The 21,506-nt window shown below is 68.8% G+C and carries 24 protein-coding genes; 15 read left to right on the top strand and 9 right to left on the bottom strand.

The genetic code is table 11. From position 1 onward, the window contains the following. Nucleotides 1-53 precede the first annotated feature (53 nt). From VFC51_16230 to ligA, 6 genes are all read right to left on the bottom strand, one after another. Nucleotides 54-2,390: a xanthine dehydrogenase family protein molybdopterin-binding subunit gene (locus tag VFC51_16230; GenBank protein HZT08571.1), complete on the bottom strand. Its 2,337-nt coding sequence runs from the start codon at nt 2,388-2,390 to the stop codon at nt 54-56. Nucleotides 2,391-2,468: 78 nt separating this feature from the next. Further along, nucleotides 2,469-3,338: a xanthine dehydrogenase family protein subunit M gene (locus tag VFC51_16235; GenBank protein ID HZT08572.1), complete on the bottom strand. Its 870-nt coding sequence runs from the start codon at nt 3,336-3,338 to the stop codon at nt 2,469-2,471. Further along, nucleotides 3,325-3,837, bottom strand: coding sequence for a (2Fe-2S)-binding protein (locus tag VFC51_16240; GenBank protein HZT08573.1), 513 nt, complete (start codon nt 3,835-3,837; stop codon nt 3,325-3,327). The genes VFC51_16235 and VFC51_16240 overlap by 14 nt, the downstream gene beginning before the upstream one ends. Then, nucleotides 3,834-4,772 (bottom strand): Gfo/Idh/MocA family oxidoreductase, encoded by a 939-nt coding sequence (locus tag VFC51_16245; protein HZT08574.1) that lies wholly within the window; start codon nt 4,770-4,772, stop codon nt 3,834-3,836. Before VFC51_16245 ends, VFC51_16240 begins: the two co-directional genes overlap by 4 nt. Next, a complete protein-coding gene (locus VFC51_16250; protein HZT08575.1) occupies nt 4,769-5,626 on the bottom strand; it encodes a class III extradiol dioxygenase subunit beta in 858 nt (285 codons plus the stop codon). The genes VFC51_16245 and VFC51_16250 overlap by 4 nt, the downstream gene beginning before the upstream one ends. Then, nucleotides 5,619-6,014 (bottom strand): protocatechuate 4,5-dioxygenase subunit alpha, encoded by a 396-nt coding sequence (ligA, locus tag VFC51_16255; GenBank protein HZT08576.1) that lies wholly within the window; start codon nt 6,012-6,014, stop codon nt 5,619-5,621. The genes VFC51_16250 and ligA overlap by 8 nt, the downstream gene beginning before the upstream one ends. A 213-nt stretch (nt 6,015-6,227) precedes the next feature. Here ligA and ribB point away from each other — a divergent pair, with 213 nt between their 5' ends. The 4 genes from ribB to VFC51_16275 all read left to right on the top strand — a co-directional run bounded on the left by ribB (nt 6,228) and on the right by VFC51_16275 (nt 10,085). Next, nucleotides 6,228-6,872, top strand: a complete 645-nt coding sequence (gene ribB, locus VFC51_16260; protein HZT08577.1) for a 3,4-dihydroxy-2-butanone-4-phosphate synthase — start codon at nt 6,228-6,230, stop codon at nt 6,870-6,872. Nucleotides 6,873-6,938: 66 nt separating this feature from the next. Continuing rightward, a complete protein-coding gene (locus tag VFC51_16265; protein ID HZT08578.1) occupies nt 6,939-7,736 on the top strand; it encodes an NUDIX domain-containing protein in 798 nt (265 codons plus the stop codon). Nucleotides 7,737-7,816: 80 nt separating this feature from the next. Further along, entirely contained in the window at nt 7,817-8,848 is a 1,032-nt protein-coding gene (gene nadA, locus VFC51_16270; protein ID HZT08579.1) for a quinolinate synthase NadA, read from the top strand. 22 nt (nt 8,849-8,870) lie between these two features. Next, nucleotides 8,871-10,085 (top strand): hypothetical protein, encoded by a 1,215-nt coding sequence (locus VFC51_16275; GenBank protein HZT08580.1) that lies wholly within the window; start codon nt 8,871-8,873, stop codon nt 10,083-10,085. 85 nt (nt 10,086-10,170) lie between these two features. Here VFC51_16275 and VFC51_16280 read toward each other — a convergent pair whose 3' ends face one another. From VFC51_16280 to VFC51_16290, 3 genes are all read right to left on the bottom strand, one after another. Continuing rightward, nucleotides 10,171-11,115, bottom strand: a complete 945-nt coding sequence (locus VFC51_16280) for an ABC transporter substrate-binding protein (protein HZT08581.1) — start codon at nt 11,113-11,115, stop codon at nt 10,171-10,173. A 277-nt stretch (nt 11,116-11,392) separates the two neighbouring features. Further along, nucleotides 11,393-11,797 carry a VOC family protein gene (locus VFC51_16285; protein HZT08582.1) on the bottom strand — a complete coding sequence of 135 codons (405 nt, stop codon included), beginning with the start codon at nt 11,795-11,797 and terminating at the stop codon, nt 11,393-11,395. 62 nt (nt 11,798-11,859) lie between these two features. Further along, nucleotides 11,860-12,027, bottom strand: a complete 168-nt coding sequence (locus tag VFC51_16290; GenBank protein HZT08583.1) for a hypothetical protein — start codon at nt 12,025-12,027, stop codon at nt 11,860-11,862. Here VFC51_16290 and VFC51_16295 point away from each other — a divergent pair. The 11 genes from VFC51_16295 to VFC51_16345 all read left to right on the top strand — a co-directional run. Then, the gene (locus VFC51_16295; GenBank protein HZT08584.1) at nt 11,977-12,504 is read left to right on the top strand and encodes a DsbA family protein; all 528 of its coding nucleotides are present in this window, start codon (nt 11,977-11,979) and stop codon (nt 12,502-12,504) included. The two genes, VFC51_16290 and VFC51_16295, sit on opposite strands and share 51 nt — an antisense overlap. Before the next feature lie 144 nt (nt 12,505-12,648). After that, nucleotides 12,649-14,424 (top strand): hypothetical protein, encoded by a 1,776-nt coding sequence (locus VFC51_16300; protein ID HZT08585.1) that lies wholly within the window; start codon nt 12,649-12,651, stop codon nt 14,422-14,424. Next, nucleotides 14,421-15,980, top strand: a complete 1,560-nt coding sequence (locus tag VFC51_16305; protein HZT08586.1) for a phage portal protein — start codon at nt 14,421-14,423, stop codon at nt 15,978-15,980. Before VFC51_16300 ends, VFC51_16305 begins: the two co-directional genes overlap by 4 nt. A 379-nt stretch (nt 15,981-16,359) precedes the next feature. Beyond that, complete coding sequence (locus tag VFC51_16310; protein HZT08587.1) at nt 16,360-16,995, top strand: hypothetical protein; 636 nt, start codon at nt 16,360-16,362, stop codon at nt 16,993-16,995. Nucleotides 16,996-17,013: 18 nt separating this feature from the next. Further along, nucleotides 17,014-17,565, top strand: a complete 552-nt coding sequence (locus VFC51_16315; protein ID HZT08588.1) for a hypothetical protein — start codon at nt 17,014-17,016, stop codon at nt 17,563-17,565. Nucleotides 17,566-17,591: 26 nt separating this feature from the next. Continuing rightward, nucleotides 17,592-17,999, top strand: coding sequence for a hypothetical protein (locus VFC51_16320; GenBank protein HZT08589.1), 408 nt, complete (start codon nt 17,592-17,594; stop codon nt 17,997-17,999). A gap of 78 nt (nt 18,000-18,077) precedes the next feature. Continuing rightward, nucleotides 18,078-18,971 (top strand): phage major capsid protein, encoded by an 894-nt coding sequence (locus VFC51_16325; protein HZT08590.1) that lies wholly within the window; start codon nt 18,078-18,080, stop codon nt 18,969-18,971. A 28-nt stretch (nt 18,972-18,999) separates the two neighbouring features. Beyond that, nucleotides 19,000-19,650 carry a hypothetical protein gene (locus VFC51_16330; GenBank protein HZT08591.1) on the top strand — a complete coding sequence of 217 codons (651 nt, stop codon included), beginning with the start codon at nt 19,000-19,002 and terminating at the stop codon, nt 19,648-19,650. 166 nt (nt 19,651-19,816) lie between these two features. Continuing rightward, nucleotides 19,817-20,083, top strand: coding sequence for a hypothetical protein (locus VFC51_16335; protein HZT08592.1), 267 nt, complete (start codon nt 19,817-19,819; stop codon nt 20,081-20,083). Then, nucleotides 20,080-20,811, top strand: a complete 732-nt coding sequence (locus VFC51_16340; protein ID HZT08593.1) for a hypothetical protein — start codon at nt 20,080-20,082, stop codon at nt 20,809-20,811. The genes VFC51_16335 and VFC51_16340 overlap by 4 nt, the downstream gene beginning before the upstream one ends. Nucleotides 20,812-21,215: 404 nt before the next feature. Then, the coding region (locus VFC51_16345; GenBank protein HZT08594.1) for a hypothetical protein at nt 21,216-21,506 on the top strand (291 nt) is incomplete at its 3' end.

Consider the following 21,506-nt stretch of genomic DNA (forward strand, 5'->3'; position numbering starts at 1 on the left):
GCCGGCAGCGCCGTATCGATGTCGCCGCGATTCCATTAATCATTCGCGGATTATCACGTCTCTTCGGCCTGGCGGATCGCTTTCCAGAGCTTGGGCGCGGTGAAGGGCATGTCGATCTGGGTAATAGCGAGCGGAGCGAGCGCGTCCATGACCGCGTTGGCCACCGCGGCGGGGGAGCCATTGGTCCCCGCCTCGCCCACGCCTTTGACGCCGAGGGGATTAAACGGGTTGGGGGTGACGGTCTCGCCGAGGACGAGCTTGGGCATGTCAGACGCCCGGGTGACCGCGTAGTCCATGAGGGAGCCGGTGAGGGCCTGCCCCGTCTCGTCGTAGAGCATGTGCTCGCGGAAGGCCTCGCCGAGGCCCTGCGCGACGCCGCCGTGGATCTGGCCCTCCACGATCATGGGGTTCACGATGACGCCGCAATCGTCCACCAGGACAAGCGTCTCAACGGTCGGCGACCCGGTGTCTCGATCGATGCGCACGGAGGCGATGTGGGTGCCAAAGCCCCATGCCTCGCGACGCGGGTCAAAGAAGACCGTCTCCTGGAGGCCCGGCTCGAGTCCTGGCGGCACGCGCCCGGAGTAGGCGGCCGCAGCGATCTGCCGCCAGGTGATGGTTCGGTCGGGAACGCCGGAGACCGCGAAGCCGCCGTCCGCTTGGACGACATCCTCCGGGGCGACCTCGAGCAGGTGACCGGCGATCTTGCGCGCCTTGTCGACGATCCGCTCGGTGGCGAGGCCGAGGGCGCCGCCGCCCATCACGGTGCTTCGGCTGCCGAATGTGCCGGTGCCTTGCTGGACGGCGACGGTGTCACCGTGCTGGATGGTGACGTGGTCCATGGACGTGCGGAGCCGCTGAGCGACGATCTGCGCGAAGACCGTCTCGTGGCCCTGGCCGTGGGTACTGGATCCGGTGAGCACGGTGATCTCGCCGGTTCGCTCGATTCTCACCGTGCCGCTCTCGAATCCCGCGCCTCCGCTGGGCTCGACGAAGGTGGAGACGCCGACGCCCACCAGCTCGCCTCGTGCGCGGCGCGCGTCGCGGTCGCGGATCAGCTCGTCATACCTCGACATGCGGATCGCCTCGTCCAGCGATCGCTCATAGTCGCCAGAGTCGTACTCCACACCGACCGCGGTGCGATAGGGGAACTGATCGGGGCGGATGAAGTTCTTGCGGCGAATCTCGATTCGATCGATCCCCAGCTCGCGCGCGGCCTGGTCGGCCAGGCGCTCGATGTTCAGGACCGCCTCGGGTCGGCCAGCGCCCCGGTACGGACCGGTCGGGACCGTGTTGGTAAAGACGGCGACGACCTCGACCTGGACGTTGCGAATCTGATAGCAGCCCGGCGCCATCGCCATCATGCGTTGGGGTGGGCCCGCAGTGCTCGACTGGAGGTAGGCGCCGAGATTCGCGACGACGCGGACTTTCAGGCCGAGCATGGTGCCGTCCCGGCGAAGCGCCAGCTCGGAGGTCATGGCCTGGTCGCGGCCCTGGATTGTCGTGAGAAAGTCCTCGTTGCGCGTCGCGACCCACTTCACCGGCCGCCGCAATTGGAGGGCGAGGTGGCACGCGAGCACGTCCTCTCGGTAGAGCGGCCCTTTGCTGCCGAAACCTCCACCCACATCCGGCGCGATGGCGCGGATGCGATTCTCGGGAAAGCCGAGCACCGTCGCGAGGTCGGCGCGCACGCGGTGCGGGCCCTGACTCGAGAGCCACACCGTGAGGCTTTCGCCGAACGGGTCCGGGCTGGCGACGACGCCGCGCGGCTCGAGGGCCATGGCCACCTGGCGCGGGCTGGCGATGTGGAGCCGGGTCACAAGGTCCGCCTCGGCGAAGGCGCGCTCGACGTCGCCGCCCTCGCGTCGGGCCACGTAGCACACGTTGCTGTCGAGCTCCTCGCGAGCGAGCGGCGCGCCCGGGGCGAGGGCCTCTTCTGCGTTGGAGACCGAGGGGAGCGGCTCGTACTCGACGCGGATCGCGTTGACCGCGTCCTGAGCGATGGCTCGGCTCGTCGCCACCACCGCCGCGATCGGGACGCCCACGGCGTGGACCGCGCCCCGGGCGAGCACGGGATGGGGTGGCACCTTCATGCCGGGAACCATCTGCTGGGCGGTGATGTTCAGGCGCTCCGGGAGGTCGTCCCCGGTCACCACGGCCTCGACGCCCGACAATCCCCGGGCCGCGCTGACGTCGATGGCGGTAATGCGAGCGTGGGGGTGCGGGCTTCGCAGGAAAGCCAAGAAGAGCATGCCGGGAAGCTGCACGTCGTCGACGAATCGACCGGTGCCCGATACGAGACGGGGATCTTCGACCCGCCGAATCGACGCGCCGATGAGGCCGTCGGCGGAGTGACCGACGGCGGGACCGTCCCCGTGGGTGCTCGTCATATCGACCTCCGTGGTTGAGAGCGTGGACATGAACTGCGCCGCGCCCGTTCGATGGACTTCGTCATCGCCGGCCGAGCCTCACGCGGGGAGCCGGGCGACGGCCGATTCGATGGCGCGCCGAGCCAGGACTGTGGCGAGGTGGCGCTTGTACTCCGCGCTGGCGTAGGGGTCGTCGTCTGGGTCCGTGCCCTCGGCTGCGCGGCTGGCGGCCGCGGCGATGGCGTCCGGCGTGACGGGCGCGCCCTGTAGCGCCTCCTCGACGCCGCGTGCGCGCGTTGGACCGCCGCCGAGCCCGCCCAGCGCGATCCTGGCGGACTCGAAGGCGCCGTTCGGGGCCCGTCGAACCAGCGCGCCCGCGCTCACCAGAACGTAGCCCGAAGCCGGATGCCCGAGCTTGGCGTAGGCAGTCGCCACGTTTCGCGGCGGGATGGGGATGCGGACCTCGGTCAGGATCTCGTTCGGCGCGAGGGCTGTCGTGAAAAACCCGGTAAAGAACTCGTCGGCTTGGACGAATCGGCGGCCATTGGCCGAGGCGAGCGCGAAGGTCGCGTCGAGGGCCGTGAGGATGACCGGCTCGTCGGCGCCCGGGTCCGCGTGGGCGGCGCTCCCGCCGATGGTCCCGCGGTTCCGGACCTGCACGTCGCCGATCAGGCTCGCCGCGTCGGCGAGGCCTGGCAGATGCTGGCGCACGAGGGGAGACTCAGCGAGGTCGGCGTGCACCGTCAACGCTCCAATGACGAGCGTCTCCCCGTCGACGCGAACGCCGGCAAGTTCGGGAACGCGGCCGAGATCGATGAGCGAACCCGGTTCGGAGAGGCGAAGCTTCATGGCCGGGATCAGACTGTGGCCGCCTGCCAGCAGCTTGGCCTCGCCGGACAGCCGAGTCAGCAGGTCCAACGCCTCTTCCAGGGAGCGGGGCGCGACGTAGGTGAAGCTAGCCGGGTACATGCTGGCCTCGCAGCCGCTGCGCTGCCCACCGCACTGACTTCACGATGTTCACGTAGCCGGTGCAACGGCAGATGTTTCCTTCGAGGGCGTGCGCGATCTCCGCGTCCGATGGGTCCGGATTCGCGCGCAGGAGCGCCACGGCGCTCATGATCATGCCCGGTGTGCAAAAGCCGCACTGGAGTCCGTGCTCTTCTCGGAACCCCTCCTGCACCGGGTGAAGCGTTCCCCGGGGAGCCAGGCCTTCGATCGTGGTGATCTCGCGACCCTGCGCCTGTACGGCGAGGATCGTGCAGGACTTCACGGCCCGTCCATCCAGCAGCACCGTGCACGCCCCGCACTGGCTCGTGTCGCACCCGATGTGGGTCCCGGTGAGCCCGAGGCGCTCTCGGATGAGCTGAACGAGGAGGAGCCTCGCCTCCACATCCTCCGCTCGTGGCTCGCCGTTCACGGTGAGCTGAACGCGATGGAGCGCGCCTCGTTGGTTCTGAACCGCCGTCACAGCATGCGCTCCAGGCGGTCGAGGGTCTCCATCGCGGGCAGGCACTGGGCGACGCTGGAGTTGGGCTCCCGTCCCTCCTTGATCGCAGCGAAGAACTCGCGGTCCTCGATCTCAACGCCGTTGAGGGAGACGTCGACCTTCGATACGTCGATGGGATGCTCGTACCCGTCTACGAGGTCGTCGTAGCGCGCGATGTAGGTTCCGTTGTCGCAGATATATCGGAAGAACGAGCCGAGCGGCCCGTCGTTGTTAAACGAAAGCGAGAGGGTGCAGATGGCGCCGGAGGGGACTTTGAGGATGGCGCTCATGTCCATCGCGATGCCGAGCTCCGGATGGATAGGACCCTGCAGGGCGTATGCCTGCGATGCGACCTCGCCCGTCTGGTACTGAAAGAGATCGACGGTGTGGCACGCGTGATGCCAGAGCAAATGGTCCGTCCAGCTTCGCGGCTGGCCCAGGGCGTTCATGTTGGTGCGGCGAAAGAAGAAGGTCTGGACGTCGAGCTGCTGGATCGTCAGCTCGCCAGCCTGGATTCGTTTCCGGACCCACTGGTGGCTCGGGTTGAAGCGGCGGACGTGGCCGGCCATCGCGACGACTCCCGTCTCCCGCTGGACGGCGAGGATCCGCCGTGAGTCCTCGAGCGAGTCCGCCATGGGGATCTCGATGAGGACGTGCTTCCCGGCGCGCATGCACTGCACAGCCTGCTGCGCGTGGACTTGCGTGGGGCTTGCCAGGATGACGGCCTCCACGCCGGGCTGGGCCAGGCTCTCCGAAAGGTTCGACGTCCAGTGGGGAATGCCGAACTTCTTGGCGACCGCCTCGGTGCTCTCCGGCCTCCCGCCGGTGAGGGTGACGACCTCGACGCCCTCGATGTTCTGGAGGGCTTCGAGGTGCCTCGTGCCAAACGCTCCCTGGCCGGCGACACACACTTTCATGCTTCCCTCATCGCCTGAGCATTTTCGAGAATGATGGTTCCCACGGCCGTGTTCGAGGCCGGCACGTGGTAGAAGCGGTACACCTCGCGGACCTGGTCGTCGAGGGCACCGCGCATGATGAGCCACATGACCAGCTCGACGGATTCCGACCCCGCCTCGCGCATGTACTCCACGTGGGGCATGCGAACGAGGGCCTGCGGGTCGGCGGTGAGATTATCGAGGAAACGCCGATCGAACTCCTTGTTGATGAGGCCGGCTCGGGGCCCCTGGATCTGATGCGACATCCCGCCGGTGCCGAGCACGACCACCCGCAGGTCTCGATCGAACGTCTCCACCGCGCGGCGAATGGCCTGCCCCAGGGCGAAGCAGCGATGGCCGGTGGGTGGCGGATACTGCACCACGTTGACGGCGAGCGGGATCACCGGGCACGGCCAGGCGGCGGGCTGCCCGAACATCAGAGACATGGGAACGGTGAGTCCGTGATCGACGGGCATGTTGTTGACGATGGTGATGTCGAACTCGTCGAGGATTACGGATTGGGCGATGTGCCAGGCCAGCTCTGGGTGCCCCTTGACCACCGGCACGGGACGGGGTCCCCACCCCTCGTCGGCCGGCGCGAACTCCTCCGCGCAGCCGAGCGCGAAGGTTGGGATGATCTCGAGCGAGAACGCGGAGGCGTGATCATTGTAGATGAGGATGAGCACGTCGGGCTTCGTCGAAGCGAACCACTGCTTCGCGGGCTCGAAGCCCTGGAACAGCGGGGCCCAGTAGGGGTCCTGCGTGCGACCGTGGTCGAGGGCCGCGCCGATCGCCGGGACGTGCGAGCACCCGGCGCCCGCGATGATCCTAGCCACGCGCCTGCTCCTTCTTGCTGCGATTGCCCTCGATGGAGCGGCCGCCGCGCAGCATCATTTCGGCGTAGGATTCCTGGGTCATACCGGTCATCTCCGCGGCGATCTGTTGAAACGTCAGACCGTCGCAGGCGGCGATCTTGGACGTGAAGTAGATGTTTCCGCCAAGATAGATCATCGCGTTCCAGTCCCTCCGGAGCACCGCCTGGCGCTGCTCCTCGGTCATGGGAAAGCGCGCCAGATACGCTGCCGGATCCGACTTGAACGCGTCACGGTTCTCGGGCTTCATGAGCGACATGCAGAACATGTTCAGGTGATAGCCTTTCCGCGAACGCTCGGCGTCGAAGACGGTGGTGCCGGGAATATCATCATAGTCATGCTGCACAGCCATCGATCTCGTCCTCGGATGGGGATTTATGCCTGGTGTAGCTCAATGGTACCGCGAACGTGGCAGGCAGTCTTACGGTATCTGAGACGCGCCATGGCGTCGGCGCTCGGTTGTGTAGCCTATACTCTCGCGTGCAACACGTATAGACGAGGCAAGGCGTGGAACCAACGTTGGTGAAACTCGCGTTCTGGCACGTGCGTGCTGCGAGGTAGCCGCTTGGCCCTTATCGAGCTTGTCACCCACGTCCACGACGTGATCGCCGCGTTTGCGACGGGAAAGCTCGTCCTCATCGTGGACGACGAGCGCGAGCACGAGGGCGACGTGGCCATCGCGGCGAATCGCGTGGACGCCGCCGCAGTGACCTTCATGGCCACGCAGGCGCGCGGGCTGGTTTGCGTGCCGATGCTGGGCTCCCGACTGGATGAGCTGGAGCTGCCGTTGATGGCGGGGCCGCGGCGCACCAGCGACCTGCCGGCGTTCACGGTCTCGGTGGACGCGCGGGAGGGGGTCACGTCCGGGATCTCCGCGGAGGACCGAGCGAAGACGGTCCGCGCCCTCATCGACCGGCGGACGCAGCCGACGGACCTCATTCGTCCCGGCCACGTGTTCCCATTGCGGTACGAGGAGGGTGGGGTCCTGACCCGGCCCGGGCATACGGAGGCGGCGGTCGATCTCGCGCGGCTGGCCGGGTGTTATCCGGCCGCGGTGATCTGCGAGGTGATGAACGACGACGGGACCATGGCGCGGCGTGGACAGCTCGAGCCCTTCGCGGAGCGGTACCAGCTTCCGGTCATCACCATCGCCCAGATCATCGAGTACCGTCGGCGCACCGAGGCAATGCAGCTCTTCCGGGGCAACTGACCGCGGGCCCAGGGCGGGCGCTTCGCGAGACGGGGAATTTTGCTCCGCCAGAGTACAATACCAACCATGAACGCGCTGGATGAGGTGACGCTCACCCCCACGGCCTTGCTGGCCGTGGACGTCGTCGTGTTCACGCTGCGGCCGGCTCCTGTCGAGCAATCGTGGCAGGTGCTCCTGGTGCGGCAATCCGATGCAGGCCACCCGCCGCAGCCGAGGATGCGCCATGCCGTGGAGCTGCGAGATGTCGCCAGTGCGGGGAGCGAGGGCGTGCGCTACGCGCTGCCCGGGGTGCTGGTTGAGGCGGACGAGACCTTCGACGGCGCCGCGCGGCGCGCGCTGGCCGTGAAGGCCGGGCTCGACGCGCGCGACTGGTACCTGGAGCAGCTCGCAACCTTCGGCAGCCCCACCCGCGACACGCGGGCCCGCGTCGCCTCCGTCGCGCACATCGCCCTGGTCAGGAGCGACGACCTGGCATTCAGCTCGAGCGCCGCGGCGGACGCCGTGGAGTGGCACCCGGTGGGGGAGATCCCCTGGGACGCCCTCGCCTTCGACCACGCCGCGATGTTGCGCGAGGCGATCCAGCGGGTACGGGGCAAGGTCCGATACGCCTGGGTGCTGTTCCAGCTCCTCCCACCAGTTTTCACGATATCCGAGCTACGGGCCGCATACGCGGCGATCCGGGATCCCGACGTCATGCACCTGAGCACCTCGAACATGCGCAAGCTCTTCGGGCGGCTCATCGAGCGGGGCATGCTCGTTCCCGTCGGGGAGCGGGCGCAGGCGAAGGGTCGGGGCAGACCGGGCGATCTCTTTCGCTTCAGCGGCCCCTTGACGGGCACCTGGGCGCGCGAGCTTCCCTGGTAGCGCACGTCGGTCGCCTTGGGAGGAAACGCGGCGACGAATTCTGCTCATTCATATCAAAAATCGTCGACGGAGGTGATGATATGGCCCTCCAGGAACATGGCTTCCACGGTGCCGAGTCGTCGTTGGGCGTTTCGCTCAACGGAAGCGTTGACACGGGCAGCCTTCTCGAAGAGATTCGGGCCCTCAGAACGGAGCGGAACGCCGTGATCCTGGCCCACAACTATCAGGTCCCCGAGATCCAGGACGTGGCCGACTACGTTGGCGACTCCCTCGGCCTCGCCCAGGCGGCGGCCAGGACCGACGCGGACGTGATCGTCATGTGCGGCGTGTACTTCATGGCGGAGACCGCCAAAATCCTCTGCCCGGACCGCGTGGTGCTCATCCCCGACCGCGCCGCCGGTTGCTCGCTGGCGGACTCGATCACCGTGGGACAGCTTCGCGCGTGGAAGGCCGAGCACCCTGGCGCGGTGGTCGTCGCCTATGTGAACACGAGCGCGGCGGTGAAGGCGGAGAGCGACTACTGCGTGACCTCTGGCAACGCGGAAGAGGTCGTCCGGTCAATTCCTGCCGATCGCGAGATCCTGTTCCTGCCGGACATGTTTCTCGGCGCGCACGTGGAGCGGGCCACGGGACGGACGATGCACGTGTGGATGGGCGAGTGCCACGTCCACGCCGGGATCCGCCCGGACGAGATCGAGCGGCGCCGGGCGGCGGACCCGGAGGTGGATCTCCTCATCCACCCGGAGTGCGGCTGCACCGCGCAGATGGTGTGGGCGCGCTCGGGTGGTGTCATCGGCTCGACGCGCTCGTTCCTGCTGTCCACCGAGAAGATGCTGTCCCACGCGCGATCGTCGCCGCGAAGTCGCTTTCTCGTGGCGACGGAGACCGGCATGCTCCACCGCCTTCGCAAGGAGCTGCCCGAAAAGTCCTTCGAGGCGGCGGATCCGGGCGCCGTGTGCCGATACATGAAGATGATCACGCCCCTGAAGCTGCGGAACACGCTGCGCGACCTGGCGCCGCGCGTCGAGGTGCCCGGCGAGGTCGCATCGCGCGCGCGGGTGGCGATCGATCGTATGCTTGCGGTGCCGGCGACGCGCCCGAGCTTTGAGTAAGCGTGGAAGGAGGTGCCCATCCATGCGAACGCTTGCAGACCTCCGATCGATGCAGGCCGCGTGCGACACGTGGAACACGCGGCTGGTGGGATACCACGACCTGGATGGGCACGGCGACGGGATGCAGCTCGTCAAGGTGGGGCGGTACCTCTACGTGGCCCACGTGGGCACGAGCGAGATGGCGCTCTCGATCCTCGACTGCGCGGACCCGTCGAGCCCCCGGCTGCTGCGCCAGCTCCCCCATCCGCCGAACACGCACCGCCACAAGGTGCAGGTCGTGGGGAACGTCCTGATCCAGAACAACGAGCAGGTCGCCTATTCCACGGACTTCCCGAACGTGCCACCCGTCACCGGGATCGACGTGTTCAGCCTCGACGACCCGACGGACCCAAAGCAGATCGGATTCCATCCCGTGGGCGGGCGTGGCGTGCATCGCATGTGGTTTCGCGAGGCGCCCTATGCGCACGTGGCCGCGTGGCTGCCGGGCGCGCGGGCTCGCGGCTATCAGATCGTCGACCTATCGGAACCGGCCGCGCCCCGGGTGGCCGGTGAGTGGTGGCTGCCGGGCTCGAAGGATGGCGATCTGGATCCATGGACGCCCCTGACCGAGAACGCCCACTACCAGGTGCACGGCGCGATTCCCTGCGGCGACCGCGCCTACGTCTCGTGCACCGACGCGGGAATGGCGATCCTCGACATCTCGGACATGGGCGCGCCGAAGGTGGTGAGCCGGATCAACTGGAGTCCGCCGTATGGCGGATACGCCCACACCAGCTTCCCGCTACCGGAGCGAGGGCTCGTGGTGCAGGTGTGCGAATCCGTCAAGAGCACGCTGGCGGAAGACGGAGACAAGCGCATCTGGCTGATCGACGTGCGCGACGAGCGCCAGCCGGTGATCATCAGCAGCTTCCCGCGCCCGGTGCCACCGACGGGCGCGCCGTACGCCAGCTACGACGAGCGGCCGCTCCGGTTCGGGCCGCACAACATCCATGAGAACTACCCGGGCAGCTTCCAGAGCGATCGGCGGATCTATTCCACGTGGTTCAACGCGGGGCTGCGGGTGACGGACATCGGCGACGCCGATCGCCCGACGGAGATCGGGTACTTTGTCCCGCCCCCGCCACCCGGGCAGCGGGCGCCCCAGATCAACGACGTATACGTGGACGCGGACGGGCTGATCTACGTGACCGATCGGATCAGCGGCGGGCTGTACGTGGTGGAGTACACGGGAGGATAGGCCCGGTGGCCCCCTATCCCAGCCTGGCCCCGCAAGGGGGTAGGGGCTCAGCGCGGGCGCTTTCGCGAACTCGGGGCGTGCGAGCCTACTCCATGCTCAGCGTGTTGGGGGCGAACAGCTCCTCGACCTCGTAGCGGCGCGGGATGACGCCCTGCTCCACGTTGTACCGAATCATCGTGGACAGGGTGGCGCGGTTGGCCGCGACGCCGTAGGGGAAGGGGTCGGGCCCGACCATGCCCTTCAGCTTTACGACGTTCTCGTCCTGGGGGGTGAGGTCCGTCGCCGTGTTGAGACGCTGGAGGTACTCGCGCTTCGCGCGCGCGAAGGCGTCGAACAGGGCCGTCGTGACCCAGCCGTGGTCCTTGAGCACGGAGTTCTTCACCACCACCATGTGGTTGATGGGGTAGACGCCCGTGCGGCGGAAGAAGGAGATGGCGGCATCCTGGGCGTTGGGAATCAGCGGCGCGACGTCGGGTGAATCGATGGGGCCGGTGCCGATGGCGGCCGCGATGTCGCCCGAGAGCAGGAGCTCCTTGAGGTCGGTCTCCGGCGCGACTTTCTGCACGTTGCGGGGGAGCTTGAACTCCTGGACGTGCTCCTCGTCGGGGACCACCCACGTGATCTTACTGAGATCGACCCCGTACTCGTTGGCGAGGATGCCGCGCACCCAGATCCCGCCGGTTACGGTGTATGCGCGGACGCCGACCCGCTTGCCCTCGAGGTCGGTGGGCTGGGAGACCCTGCTCCGGGTGTTGACGAGGATCGAGCCGTGCTGAAACGAGCGAAGCGGGAAGATCGGGATGGCGGTGAAGGGCTTGTTGAAGGCCTTGGCGCAGATGTAGGTCGAGATCGCCATCTCGGAGATGTCGAACTCCTCGTTGCGGATCATCCGGCGGAAGGCCGCGATGATGGGCGTGACCTCGACGTGGTCGAGGGTGATGCCCTGGGGTGCGATCGAGCCATCCTTGAGGGCCCGGGTATGGCCGTAGGTGCCGATGGCGGTCTTCAGGGTCAGCGGCTGCGTCTGCATACTGCGCCTCCTCGGATGGTGATCAAGCGTCCGAGGATAGCACACGGATCGCAGGGCCGCGAGGAGCGGCCGCGACGGCGGGGACCGTCAGTGGCCAAGGGGCCACGGTGGCGCGTCACGCGTGGGCTGGGGCGCTCTGCTTCGGGTCGATGGGAGCCGCGCCGGCGCGTCAGGCGTGGGCTGGGGCGCTCTGCTTCGGGTCGATGGGAGCCGCGCCGGCGCGTCAGGCGTGGGCTGGGGCGCTCTGCTTCGGGTCGATGGGAGCCGCGCCGGCGCGTCAGGCGTGGGCCGGGGCGCTCTGCTTCGGGTCGATGGGAGCCGCGCCGGCCCAGTGGCCGAGGTCGATCTCGATGTTCTCGATGCCGGTGTACTTCACCTCGTAGTTCACCGGGCCCATGTCGATGCGGTTCATCTGGGTGGCGCCGAGCGCCTCGAGGCGCTGCCGCGTGGCGGCCTCGTCCGCGACGGTAAAGCCGATGTGCTCGATGCCGGGGCGCGGGACCTTGCCGTCGCCGCGGGCGATGCGCATGGGCAGGATCGTGATGTTCAGTGTGCCGTCGGTCAGGTCGACGGCGCCGTTGGATCGGCGCTGGACGATCTCCATCTCGAGGCCCTGCACGAAGAAATTGGCCATGGCCTCGACGTCCTCGGATCGGTACGCGATGTGCCGGATCTTGCCCACGGAATCACCTCCCGCTGCGGTCGTCGCCGCAAGCTTACCACGCGGGAAACGTGCCGGGGCGATTACAATCGAGCGTTGATCGTATTGCGTTTGGGGGTGGGATCGTGTCGATCGAGCTGACCGTCTTCAGCGACTTCATCTGACCGTGGTGCTACGTCGGCCAGGCTCGGGTCGACAGGCTGGCGCGGGAGTACGACGTAGTCGTACGCTACCACGCCTTCGATCTGCATCCGGGTATCCCGCTCGAGGGTCAGAAGATCCCCTGGGACCCGGCGACGATGGCGGCGCGGCGTGGGCGTTTCGCCGAGGCGGCGGCTGCCGAGGGTCTGGAGGTGGGGGAGCGCACCCACTGGTACAATTCCGCGCCGGCGCACCAGGCCGCCCTGTGGGCCGATGAGCGGGGGAAGGGCGCGGAGTTTCGTCACCAGGTGTTTCGCGCCTACTTCGTGGACGATCGCAACATCGGCTCGGCCGACGTGCTGGGCGAGATCGCGACCGGGCTTGGATTGGACGCGGCGGGTCTCCGGTGCGCGCTCTCGGAGGAGGCGTACGCGGGGCGGGTGGAGCAGGAGTACGAGGCGGCGCGGGAGCTGGGCGTGACGGCGGTGCCGACGTTCGTGGCCGGCGGGTACGCCGTGGTGGGCGCGCACCCGTACGAGAGCTTCGAGCGGCTGATGGAGGCGGTCGGCGGGCAGCGGCGAGGTTAGAGGGGCGCCGCTGGGACGCACGCAAGGACGTGGCCGACCACGGGCGAGGCGCCGTGGTTTGTGCCCGGTAGGCAAAGCAGGGTGAGATAAAAGCCCAGGCCTCGTGCTATTCTCGATTAGAACAAACGTTCTATCGAGGATGCCGTGGCCGAGTCCAGCGACCAGCTACTCTCCCCGCGCGAGGAGGGCCTCCGCCGACTCCTCGCCGACATCGAGCTGTTCAGCCGCCACGTCGTCGGCGTGCCGCTTCGTCCCTATCAGCTCGAGCCGGCTCGGGCGATTCTCGACTCCGTTCTCCACCATCGCGGCCGAACCTTCACCGTGATGATGAGCCGCCAGGCCGGCAAGAACGAGCTTTCCGCCCAGCTCGAGGCGTACCTCCTCAATCTCTTCCAGCGCACCGGCGGCGTCGTGGTCAAGGCCGCGCCCACCTTCCGTCCGCAGATCGTGAACAGCATCCTGCGGCTCGAGCGGACGCTGGAGAACGGCCTGAACCGCGGCCGCTGGACACGCCAGCTCGGCTCGATGATCCAGCTCGGCCGCGCGCGCGTCTCCTTCTTCTCCGGCGAGCCGGAGAGCCACGTCGTCGGCGCCACCGCCAGCCTCCTCCTCGAGGTCGATGAGGCGCAGGACTTCGACGAGGAGAAGTACCTGAAGGACTTCCGCCCCATGGGCGCCACGACGAACGTGACGACGGTGCTCTATGGGACGGCCTGGACGGCCGACACCCTGCTGGAGCGGGCGCGCCGCGAGAACGTGCGCCTGGAAGCGGCGGACGGCGAGCGCCGCGACTTTCGCTACCCCTGGTACGTGGTGGCGGCCCACAACCCAGACTACCGCGCCTATGTCGAGGCGGAGATGGCGCGGATGGGGCCGGAGCACCCGCTGGTCCGCACCCAGTATCTGCTCGACGCCGTCGAGAACGGGGGCCGCTTCCTCTCGGAGACGCAGCTCGCTCAGCTTCGGGGCGAGCATCCGCGGCTGGCGAGCCCGGGGGGTACCCCCCTCCCCGACCCTCCCCCGCAAGGGGGGAGGGGAGAGATAGCCCCCTCACCCTCCCCCTGTCCCCCACGCGTGGGGGACAGGGGACTCTTCGGTGATCGGCCCGCGCCCGATTCCGCGGGGGAGAGGGGACTCTACGTCGCCGGGATCGACGTGGCGGGGGAGGACGAGCAGGCGGAGGACTCTGCCCTCCGGTCGCTCAAGCCGCGCAAGGATTCGACCGCCGTCACCATCTGCGCCGTCACGTGGGCCCCCCTACCCCGACCCTCCCCCGCGAGGGGGGAGGGAGGCACTGGAGGCGGCTCCCCCGCGAGGGGGGAGGGAGGCACTGGAGGCGGCTCCTCCGCGAGGGGGGAAGAGGACCGCGGGGATAGTGGCGCGGCCTTCTCTCCCGAGCCGGTGCGGCTCGCGCCTCGTGCCTCTCTGGCAGAACCCACGATTCACATCGTTCAGCACTACTGGTGGACGGGACGGAAGCACCGCGAGCTGTTCCCTCAGCTCGTCGACCTGCTGAAGCACGTCTGGGGCTGCCGCGCCGTGGTGATCGACGCCACCGGCGTCGGCGCCGGGGTGGCGAGCTTCCTGGTCGGCGCCCTGCCGGGCGTGGCGCGGCCGTTCCTCTTCACCGCGGCCTCGAAGAGCGCCCTGGGCTACGGGCTGCTGGGGGCGATCAACGGCGGCCGCTTGAAGATGTACGCGGAGGGCGGCAAGCCCGGCTCCACGGCGTCCCCGGAGAGCGCGGAGTTCTGGGAAGAGATGCGCCTCGCGCAGTCCACGCTGCACGAGAACCAGCGCCTCTCCTTCTTCGTCGACCCGCGCGAGGGCCACGACGACCTGCTGATGTCCCTCGCGCTGGCGGTGGAAGCCGCGGCCGGGACGCAGCCCCGCGTCGCCCGCGGGCTGAGGGCCGCGCGATGAGGATGATCGCCCGCGCCCTGCCCCTTCCCCGTCGACAGGGTCCGGATGAGCCGGGGCTCGCACTGCTGGCGCAGCTCCGGGCGCGCGACGCCGGGCGGCTGCGCGGATACCAGGACCTGCTCGACTTCTACGACGGGACGCACTTCACTCGGCCCCGCCGCGGGCGAACGAGCCTCGTGGTGAACTACGCCCGGGCCGTGGCGGACAAGGGCGTCGCGTACCTCTTCGGCCGCGGCGTGCGGTTCTCCGTCCCCGTCGAGCGCGAGGAGGCTGCCCCCACCCCACCCTCCCCCGCTGCGGCAGGGAAGGGTGCAAGTTCACCCCCCTCTCCCGCCGTGGCACGAGAGGGAGCCCTTCCGTTGCCTCGCCCCCCTCTGGGGGGAGAGGCCGGCCGCGCCGACAAGGCGCGGGCGGGAGAGGGGGCACCCGGGGCGGGGGAGGAAAAGGCGCGCGCGGCCGAGCGGCTCCTGAATCGCATCGCCGAGGAGAACGACCTGGATCTGGTGCTGCTCCAGGCCGCGACGAACGCCTCGGTGCTGGGCGACGCCGTGCTGAAGGTCCTCTGGGACGCGGCGGGGCGCGTGCGCGTGGTGAACGTGGATCCTTTCTGCTTCTTTCCCACCTGGGCGAGCGACGATATCGCCACACTCCGCGAGGTCGTCCTCGCCGGGCGCGTCAGCGCGGCCGAGGCCGCCGAGCGCTTCGGCGTGACTCGAGGCCCCGCGCCGAGCGGGAGCGCGGCGGCCCCGGCGATGCTGGACACCATCGAGCGATGGACCGATGCGCGCTTCCAGCTCGTCGTGGGAGACCAGGTCGTGCGAGATGGGCCGAACCCCTACGGGTTCATCCCCTTCGTGCACGTGGCCAACCTCCAGCCCCCGAATAGCGCCTGGGGCGTGTCGGACCTGGCGCAGCTCATCGCGCTGAACCGCGAGCTGGACGAGCGCATGAGCGACCAGGCCGACCTGATTCGCTACCACGCGGACCCGCCGGTCGTGTTTCGCGGCATCGAGGAGCACTCGGACCTGCCCGTCGGCCCGGGAACGGTGTGGGACCTCCCGCGCGACGCCGACGTGGCGCTCCTGGAGTGGCGGGGCAACGCGCCTGCCCTCCAGGACCACATCGAGCGCGTGCTCCGAGCCATCTACGACGTGTCCGAGACGCCGCGAACGAGCTTCGGCGACTCCGGCCGCCTGCTCTCGGGCGTGGCGTTGGAGACCGAGCTGCAGCCGCTGGTCCATCGCACGCTGCGCAAGCGGGTGGGCTGGAGCGCGGCGCTGCGCCGATGCGCGCGCATGGTGCTAACGCTCGTCGAGCGGTTCGAACCCGGCCGCGCGCCCGGGGCGTTCGCGCCGTACCGCGCCCAGGTGATCTGGCCGCAGATGCTCCCGCGCGACGACGACGCCGACGCACAGCGGAACTTGAGTCTGGTGCAGGGGGGATTGCGCTCGCACCGCGGGGCGATGGAGGCCCTGGGCGATCTGGACCCGGAGGTCGAGCTGGAGCGCGTCCGAGCGGATCGGGCCTTTCTCGATCCGCCGAGGACGGTGCTGTGAGGGGCGCCATGCTGAGCGCGGCGAAGCATTGTTGTCAGGCGAGATCCTTCGGGCTTCGCCCTCAGGATGACCGTTTCGTCAGACGCCATCAGGATGGCCGTTTCGTCAGACGCCCTCAGGATGGCCGTTTCGTCAGATGGCCTACGGCCGTGCGCCAGCTCGACCAGGGCTGATCCAGAGATGAGCGAGACGATGAGCAGGACGTGGAGAGACACGGAGGTGAGCACACGATGCGGGCGATGCGCGGGGCCGATGTTTCCCGACGAGGACGGCGACCGGTTCTGTCTCCTATGCGGCGAGCGGACCTATGGCTGGCTGAGCGGCTTCGTGGACTGGCTGGTGGACGCCATGGAGCGCCAGGCGCAGCGGGAGCGGGCTCGTGACCACGCGCGCCGGGCTGCGGTCGCTGGTTCGGCAGGAGCTCGGCGACGCCGGTGGGACGCAGTTGTGGGCCGACGCACTCCTGAATGAGTGGATCGCCGAGGCGGTCCGTCTGTATGGACGCACGCTCCCCAAGGAGGCGACGGCGACGATCACCACTGTGGCGGACCAGGCGGCCTATGCCCTGCCTGCCAACCTCGAGCGCGTTCTGCGGGTGGAGTACCCGGCGGGCGTGCCGTGGAGCCCTCGGCTCGCCCTCCGACAGACGCAGGGCGAGGTGGGAGCGGAGAGCGGCGGCAGCTACGGCGCCTTCGCGGGCAACCTGGAGCTGAACCCCGCGCCCTCGGCCTCGGGAGAGGCCGTTCGCCTGGACTATCTGGCGCGCTACGCGGAGCCAGCGGCGGATGGCGACACGCTGGAGACGCCCGCGAGCGACGACGACATCCTGCTGCGGCTCACGGTGGCACGGGCGCTGCGGTGGATCACCCTGGATGAGGCGAAGCGCCAGCGATTCGAGCGCCAGCGCGGGGCGAGCGCTTCCGACGTGGCGACGCTCTACGAGCAGGAGGCGCGGGACCTCATGGAGGAACGAAAGCGGCGCGTGCGGACCGGGACGCTGAGCTGGGCCGGATGAACGCAAAGGGGGAGATGCATGGGAGAGAGCACAGCTCTGACCGTTCATGGTGAGCCCGTCGAACCACGAACGGACGCCCTTCGACAAGCTCAGGGCGAACGGGAGGATGTGGGCGAACGGGAGGATGTGGGCAAACGGGAGGATGTGGGCGAGCGAGAGGATGTGGGCGAGCGAGAGGATGTGGGCGAGCGGGGTGAGGTGGAGGCGGAGATCGCAGCTCTGCGCGCGCAGCTCGCGGTCGTCCAGCAGGAGCACGAGCGTGAGGCGACCGCCCTGCGCGCGGCGGCTTCCGACGCGCAGCGCGGATGGGTCGAGGCCCACCGCCGGGCGATCCTCGCCGAGCACGCCGGGCAGATCGTGGAGGAGCTGGTGGCCGGCAGCACGATCGAGGAGCTGGACGCCAGCGTCGAGGTCGCCCGGGCGGCCTACGGCCGAGCGCTGGAGGCTGCGCGGCGCGAGTTGGGCGCGACGGTGATCCCCGTGGGCGCGTCGCCCCGCCTCGAGCCCAGCGCGGAGGATCTGAGCCCCATCGCCAAGATCACCGCCGCGCTGAGCCGCAACCATCGATGAGTGAGACGACAGAAGGAGCGAGCAGGATGACCGAGGCGCATGCCGGCAACGCCGCACACGAGGAGTACACCAACCTGGCCTGGCAGGCCAACGTGAAGCGCACCTACGACGAGTATCAGCAGGAGTCGCTGGAGTCCATCCGGGAGCAGCGGCTCGTGTTCCACAAGCTGATGTCTGATGCGCAGCAGTTCGACAACCAGCGCCAGGCGATCGCCAATCAGGCGCTGCAGAACGCCGTGGAGACGGCGAATCTGGTGGGCAAGCAGGCGACGCGCCACAGCGACCTCGCCATCGACCACCAGTGGAACGAGGAGCCGGCCCAGGCGGCGGGTGAGGCGGAGATCCTCCGGACGATGACCCTCGACGAGACGAGTCTGAAGGCGATCGGCGCCGCCGTGGCCGCGGCCGTTTCCGAGGCGCTGGCGAACAAGTAAGGAAGAGGCGCTGGGTCGGCGGGGTGGCGTCGCCGTCTCGCCGATCCAGCCGACCGGTTACTCAGAGGAGATGAGCCGATGGCGCTGACGCTTGCGGAGAGCGCGAAGCTCTCCACCGACATGCTCCAGCGGGGCGTGATCGAGACGATCATCGAGGAGTCGCCCATCTTTGCGTACCTCCCCTTTCTGACAGTGGAGGGGAACTCATTCAAATACAACCAGGAGAACACCCTGGGCGGCGCCAGCTTCTACGCCGTGAACGCCGTGTGGACCGAGGGCACGGCCACCTTCACCCAGAAGACGGCCAACCTCTCCATCCTGGGCGGGGACGCCGACGTCGACAACTTCATCCAGCGCACGCGGTCCAGCATTCAGGACCAGCGGGCGATCCAGACACAGCTCAAGGCCAAGAGCGTCGCTCGCGCCTTCGAGCAGACGGTGATCACCGGCGACAGCTCGGTGGATACCAACAGCTTCGACGGGCTGGTCAAGCTGGCCAGCTCCGCCCAAACCCTCGAGGTCGGGGCGACCGGCGGAGCGTTGACGCTGGCCCTGGTCGACCAGCTCATCGATCTGGTGAAGGGTGGGAAGCCGGACATCCTGCTGATGAGCCGGCGGACGCGCCGCAAGCTGAAGAGCCTGCTCCAGGCGTCGGCGCACTACGTCGAGAGCGGCACGACGGCGTTCGGGGCGCAGGTGATGATGTACGACGGCATTCCCGTGTACGTGTCGGATTTCCAGCCTGACACGGAGACGGGCTCGGGGGGAGGCTCAGCGCTCTCGAGCATGTACGCCATCCACTTCTCGGAGTCCGATGGCCTGTGCGGCCTGCAGAACGGGGCGATCGAGGTGGTGGACATCGGCCAGCTCGAGACGAAGGACGCGAGCCGTGTGCGCATCCGCTGGTATGTGGGGCTCGCCCTCATGCGGGACTCGGCGATCGCGCGGCTGCGCTCCATCAACGCCAGCTAGGCTCCGGATGGCAGAAAGGATCTGAGACATGGCTTCTTCCCCGACGATTCTCCACGCTTCGGGCGTGACGCGCGTCACGCTCGGGGCAAGCGTCTCGTGCAACGTCGGCGACCTCATCGGGTTCGATGGGAGCAACTGGGTGCTCGCGGACGCCGACGCGCGCGTGGCGGCCGAGTTCGTGGCCATGGAGACCCAGCCGGCCGGCGGGTCCGTGGCGGTGTGCCAGGCGGGCGTGCTCTACGATCCGGACGCGCCGTTCACGGCGGGCAGCAGCTACTACCTGTCCACCACGGCGGGCAGCTACGCGCCGACGCCGCCCGCGGCATCGGCGACGCTGACGATCCTGCAGCGCGTGGGCAAGGCGGTGACGACCGACACGCTGGCGTTCAACGTGCTGCGGCACGGGCCGCTCTTCCTGCGCGCCCAGGTGACCTATGACCCGGCGTCGCTGGCGGCGACGACGGCGCGCAACGATACGGTGAGCGTGACCGGGCTCCTCACGACCGACGTCGTTCGCGGGGGGAGCACGGTGAACAACGCGCTCGAGGCGGGGCTGGTCATCAGCCAGATGGACGTGTCCGCGGCGGATACGCTGCGGATTCGACTGCACAACCCCACGGCGGGCGCGGTCGACGGCGCGTCGCTGATCCACACGATCGTCGTGGAGCGATACACGTGACGCCCTGAGCGAAGCGCGAGCGCGTCGAGGGGTCGTGCAGGGACCTCCTCGGCGCGCCCGCGCCGAATCGCCGACCCTTCGCCCCGCCAGCTCGGCGGGAGCAAGCCCGCCTTCAATCGGGCGGCTTCTGAAGGGTCGGAGGAAACGATTGTGGGAGAGGAGGCCCATGAATTCGAATCCAGCGATTGTGACGGTCCCGCTCATCACGGGATTCATCGAGGCGCTCAAGCGCGCGGGCATCGTGCAGCCGCGGTACGCGGCCCTGGCGAGCCTCGCCGTTGGGACCGCCGCCTCGATAGGCGCGTACCTGACCACCGGGACGGGGGCCCAGGGCCTCTACGATGCCATTCTCCAGGGCGCGGCCGTGGGTCTGGCCGCGTCGGGCCTCTACTCGGTGGCGAATGCCGCGGCCGGCAGGTCGAGCCCGCGATGATCGAGCCGTCATATCTCTTGCTGGCGCCCTGCCCAGACCTCGCCGGCGCCCGTACCCTCGCCACCCACGCCGTCATGGCCGGCAGCCTCGCCGCTCGTCCACCGGCGGGGCTCGCCGGCCGCCTCTACCTCGCCACCGATACGAACGGCGGCACGCTCTATCGCGACAGCGGCGCCAGCTGGGTCCAGGCTGCAGGTGCCGTCACCAGCTCGGGCATAACGGTACTGGGCCGCTCGACCAGCCAGGTCACGCTGGGGAACACCACCGCGGAGACCTCGCTCTACAGCCTCACCGTCCCAGGCGGCGCCCTCGGCACCACCGGCCTATTGCGCGTGTCCATGGCCGGGACCGTCGTGCAGGGCACGGGCACCGCCCGAAACCTCACCCTCCGCCTCAAATACGGCGGCGCCACCGCCGCCATCATCATCCACGCCGTCGCCAGCGGCACCACCACAGGCATCGTCCGCCTCGAGGCCGTGCTCTTCGCCGCAGGGGCCACGAACGCCCAGCGCGCCTACGGCCGGTCCGACTTCTACCAGGGGGCGGCGGGGCTGGTGGCGAACCCGCCCACCACCAGCCGAGTGGCGGCGTGGCAGGGCTCCGGGGACGATTCGCTGGCCATCGACAGCACCACCGATCAGACCCTCGAGCTCACCGGACAGTGGAGCGGAACGATGGAACCCAGCACCGCCTTCAAGAGCCAGCTCGCCATCGTGGAGCTTGCGTGATGGGCTTCCCCGTTTGCGACCTGCCGGTTAGGGGCGCGCCTGTCATGCTGAGCGAAGCGAAGCATCTGTGGCTCGCGAGATCCTTCGGGCTGCGCCCTCAGGATGACGGACGGAGGGGGCTCGTGCCCTTCGGCGGGCCTGTCCTGCAGGATGATGGATGGAGGGGGCTCGTGCCCTTCGGCGGGCCTGTCCTGAGCTGTGCCGGAGGCCTCCGGGCGAGCGGACGAGGGCAGGCGGGCGCGCCTGTCATGCTGAGCGAAGCGAAGCAACTGTGGCTCGCGAGATCCTTCGGGCTGCGCCCTCAGGATGACGGATGGAGGGGGCTCGTGCCCTTCGGCGGGCCTGTCCTGAGCTGTGCCGGAGGCCTCCGGGCGAGCGTGAAGACGGGGCGCTGGGCGTAGCCCATGGCCACCTACCACCTCACCCTCGATGGCCAGGGCTACCTCATCGACGAGGCCAGCTACCGCAAGGCCGTCGCCAGCCCCTTCGCACCCAAGCAGCGCCAGGGCGACGCCGGCTACGGCGATCTCGCCCGCGCATCCGTCTGGGCCCTCACCGACTGGCGCGGCGGCATGGGCTACAACACCTTCGACCCAGACCGCCCAGACCGCTACGACTCCGGCCCCGGCATCGACTCCAGCCAGGGCGACCTCCGCCTCGGCCGCGCCCTGATGGTCGTCGACCAGGGACGCCTC

The sequence above is a fragment of the Chloroflexota bacterium genome, assembly GCA_035652535.1.
Taxonomy (GTDB): Bacteria; Chloroflexota; UBA6077; order UBA6077; family SHYK01; genus DASRDP01.

Coding starts and splice junctions, on each gene's coding strand:
- VFC51_16230 (HZT08571.1), bottom strand. CDS start 2,390: ATGACGAGCACCCACGGGGACGGTCCCGCCGTCGGTCACTCCGCCGAC.
- VFC51_16235 (HZT08572.1), bottom strand. CDS start 3,338: ATGTACCCGGCTAGCTTCACCTACGTCGCGCCCCGCTCCCTGGAAGAG.
- VFC51_16245 (HZT08574.1), bottom strand. CDS start 4,772: ATGAAAGTGTGTGTCGCCGGCCAGGGAGCGTTTGGCACGAGGCACCTC.
- ligA (HZT08576.1), bottom strand. CDS start 6,014: ATGGCTGTGCAGCATGACTATGATGATATTCCCGGCACCACCGTCTTC.
- VFC51_16265 (HZT08578.1), top strand. CDS start 6,939: ATGAACGCGCTGGATGAGGTGACGCTCACCCCCACGGCCTTGCTGGCC.
- nadA (HZT08579.1), top strand. CDS start 7,817: ATGGCCCTCCAGGAACATGGCTTCCACGGTGCCGAGTCGTCGTTGGGC.
- VFC51_16275 (HZT08580.1), top strand. CDS start 8,871: ATGCGAACGCTTGCAGACCTCCGATCGATGCAGGCCGCGTGCGACACG.
- VFC51_16280 (HZT08581.1), bottom strand. CDS start 11,115: ATGCAGACGCAGCCGCTGACCCTGAAGACCGCCATCGGCACCTACGGC.
- VFC51_16290 (HZT08583.1), bottom strand. CDS start 12,027: ATGCAGATCGAAGGCGTGGTAGCGTACGACTACGTCGTACTCCCGCGC.
- VFC51_16305 (HZT08586.1), top strand. CDS start 14,421: ATGAGGATGATCGCCCGCGCCCTGCCCCTTCCCCGTCGACAGGGTCCG.
- VFC51_16315 (HZT08588.1), top strand. CDS start 17,014: ATGGGAGAGAGCACAGCTCTGACCGTTCATGGTGAGCCCGTCGAACCA.
- VFC51_16320 (HZT08589.1), top strand. CDS start 17,592: ATGACCGAGGCGCATGCCGGCAACGCCGCACACGAGGAGTACACCAAC.
- VFC51_16325 (HZT08590.1), top strand. CDS start 18,078: ATGGCGCTGACGCTTGCGGAGAGCGCGAAGCTCTCCACCGACATGCTC.
- VFC51_16330 (HZT08591.1), top strand. CDS start 19,000: ATGGCTTCTTCCCCGACGATTCTCCACGCTTCGGGCGTGACGCGCGTC.
- VFC51_16335 (HZT08592.1), top strand. CDS start 19,817: ATGAATTCGAATCCAGCGATTGTGACGGTCCCGCTCATCACGGGATTC.
- VFC51_16340 (HZT08593.1), top strand. CDS start 20,080: ATGATCGAGCCGTCATATCTCTTGCTGGCGCCCTGCCCAGACCTCGCC.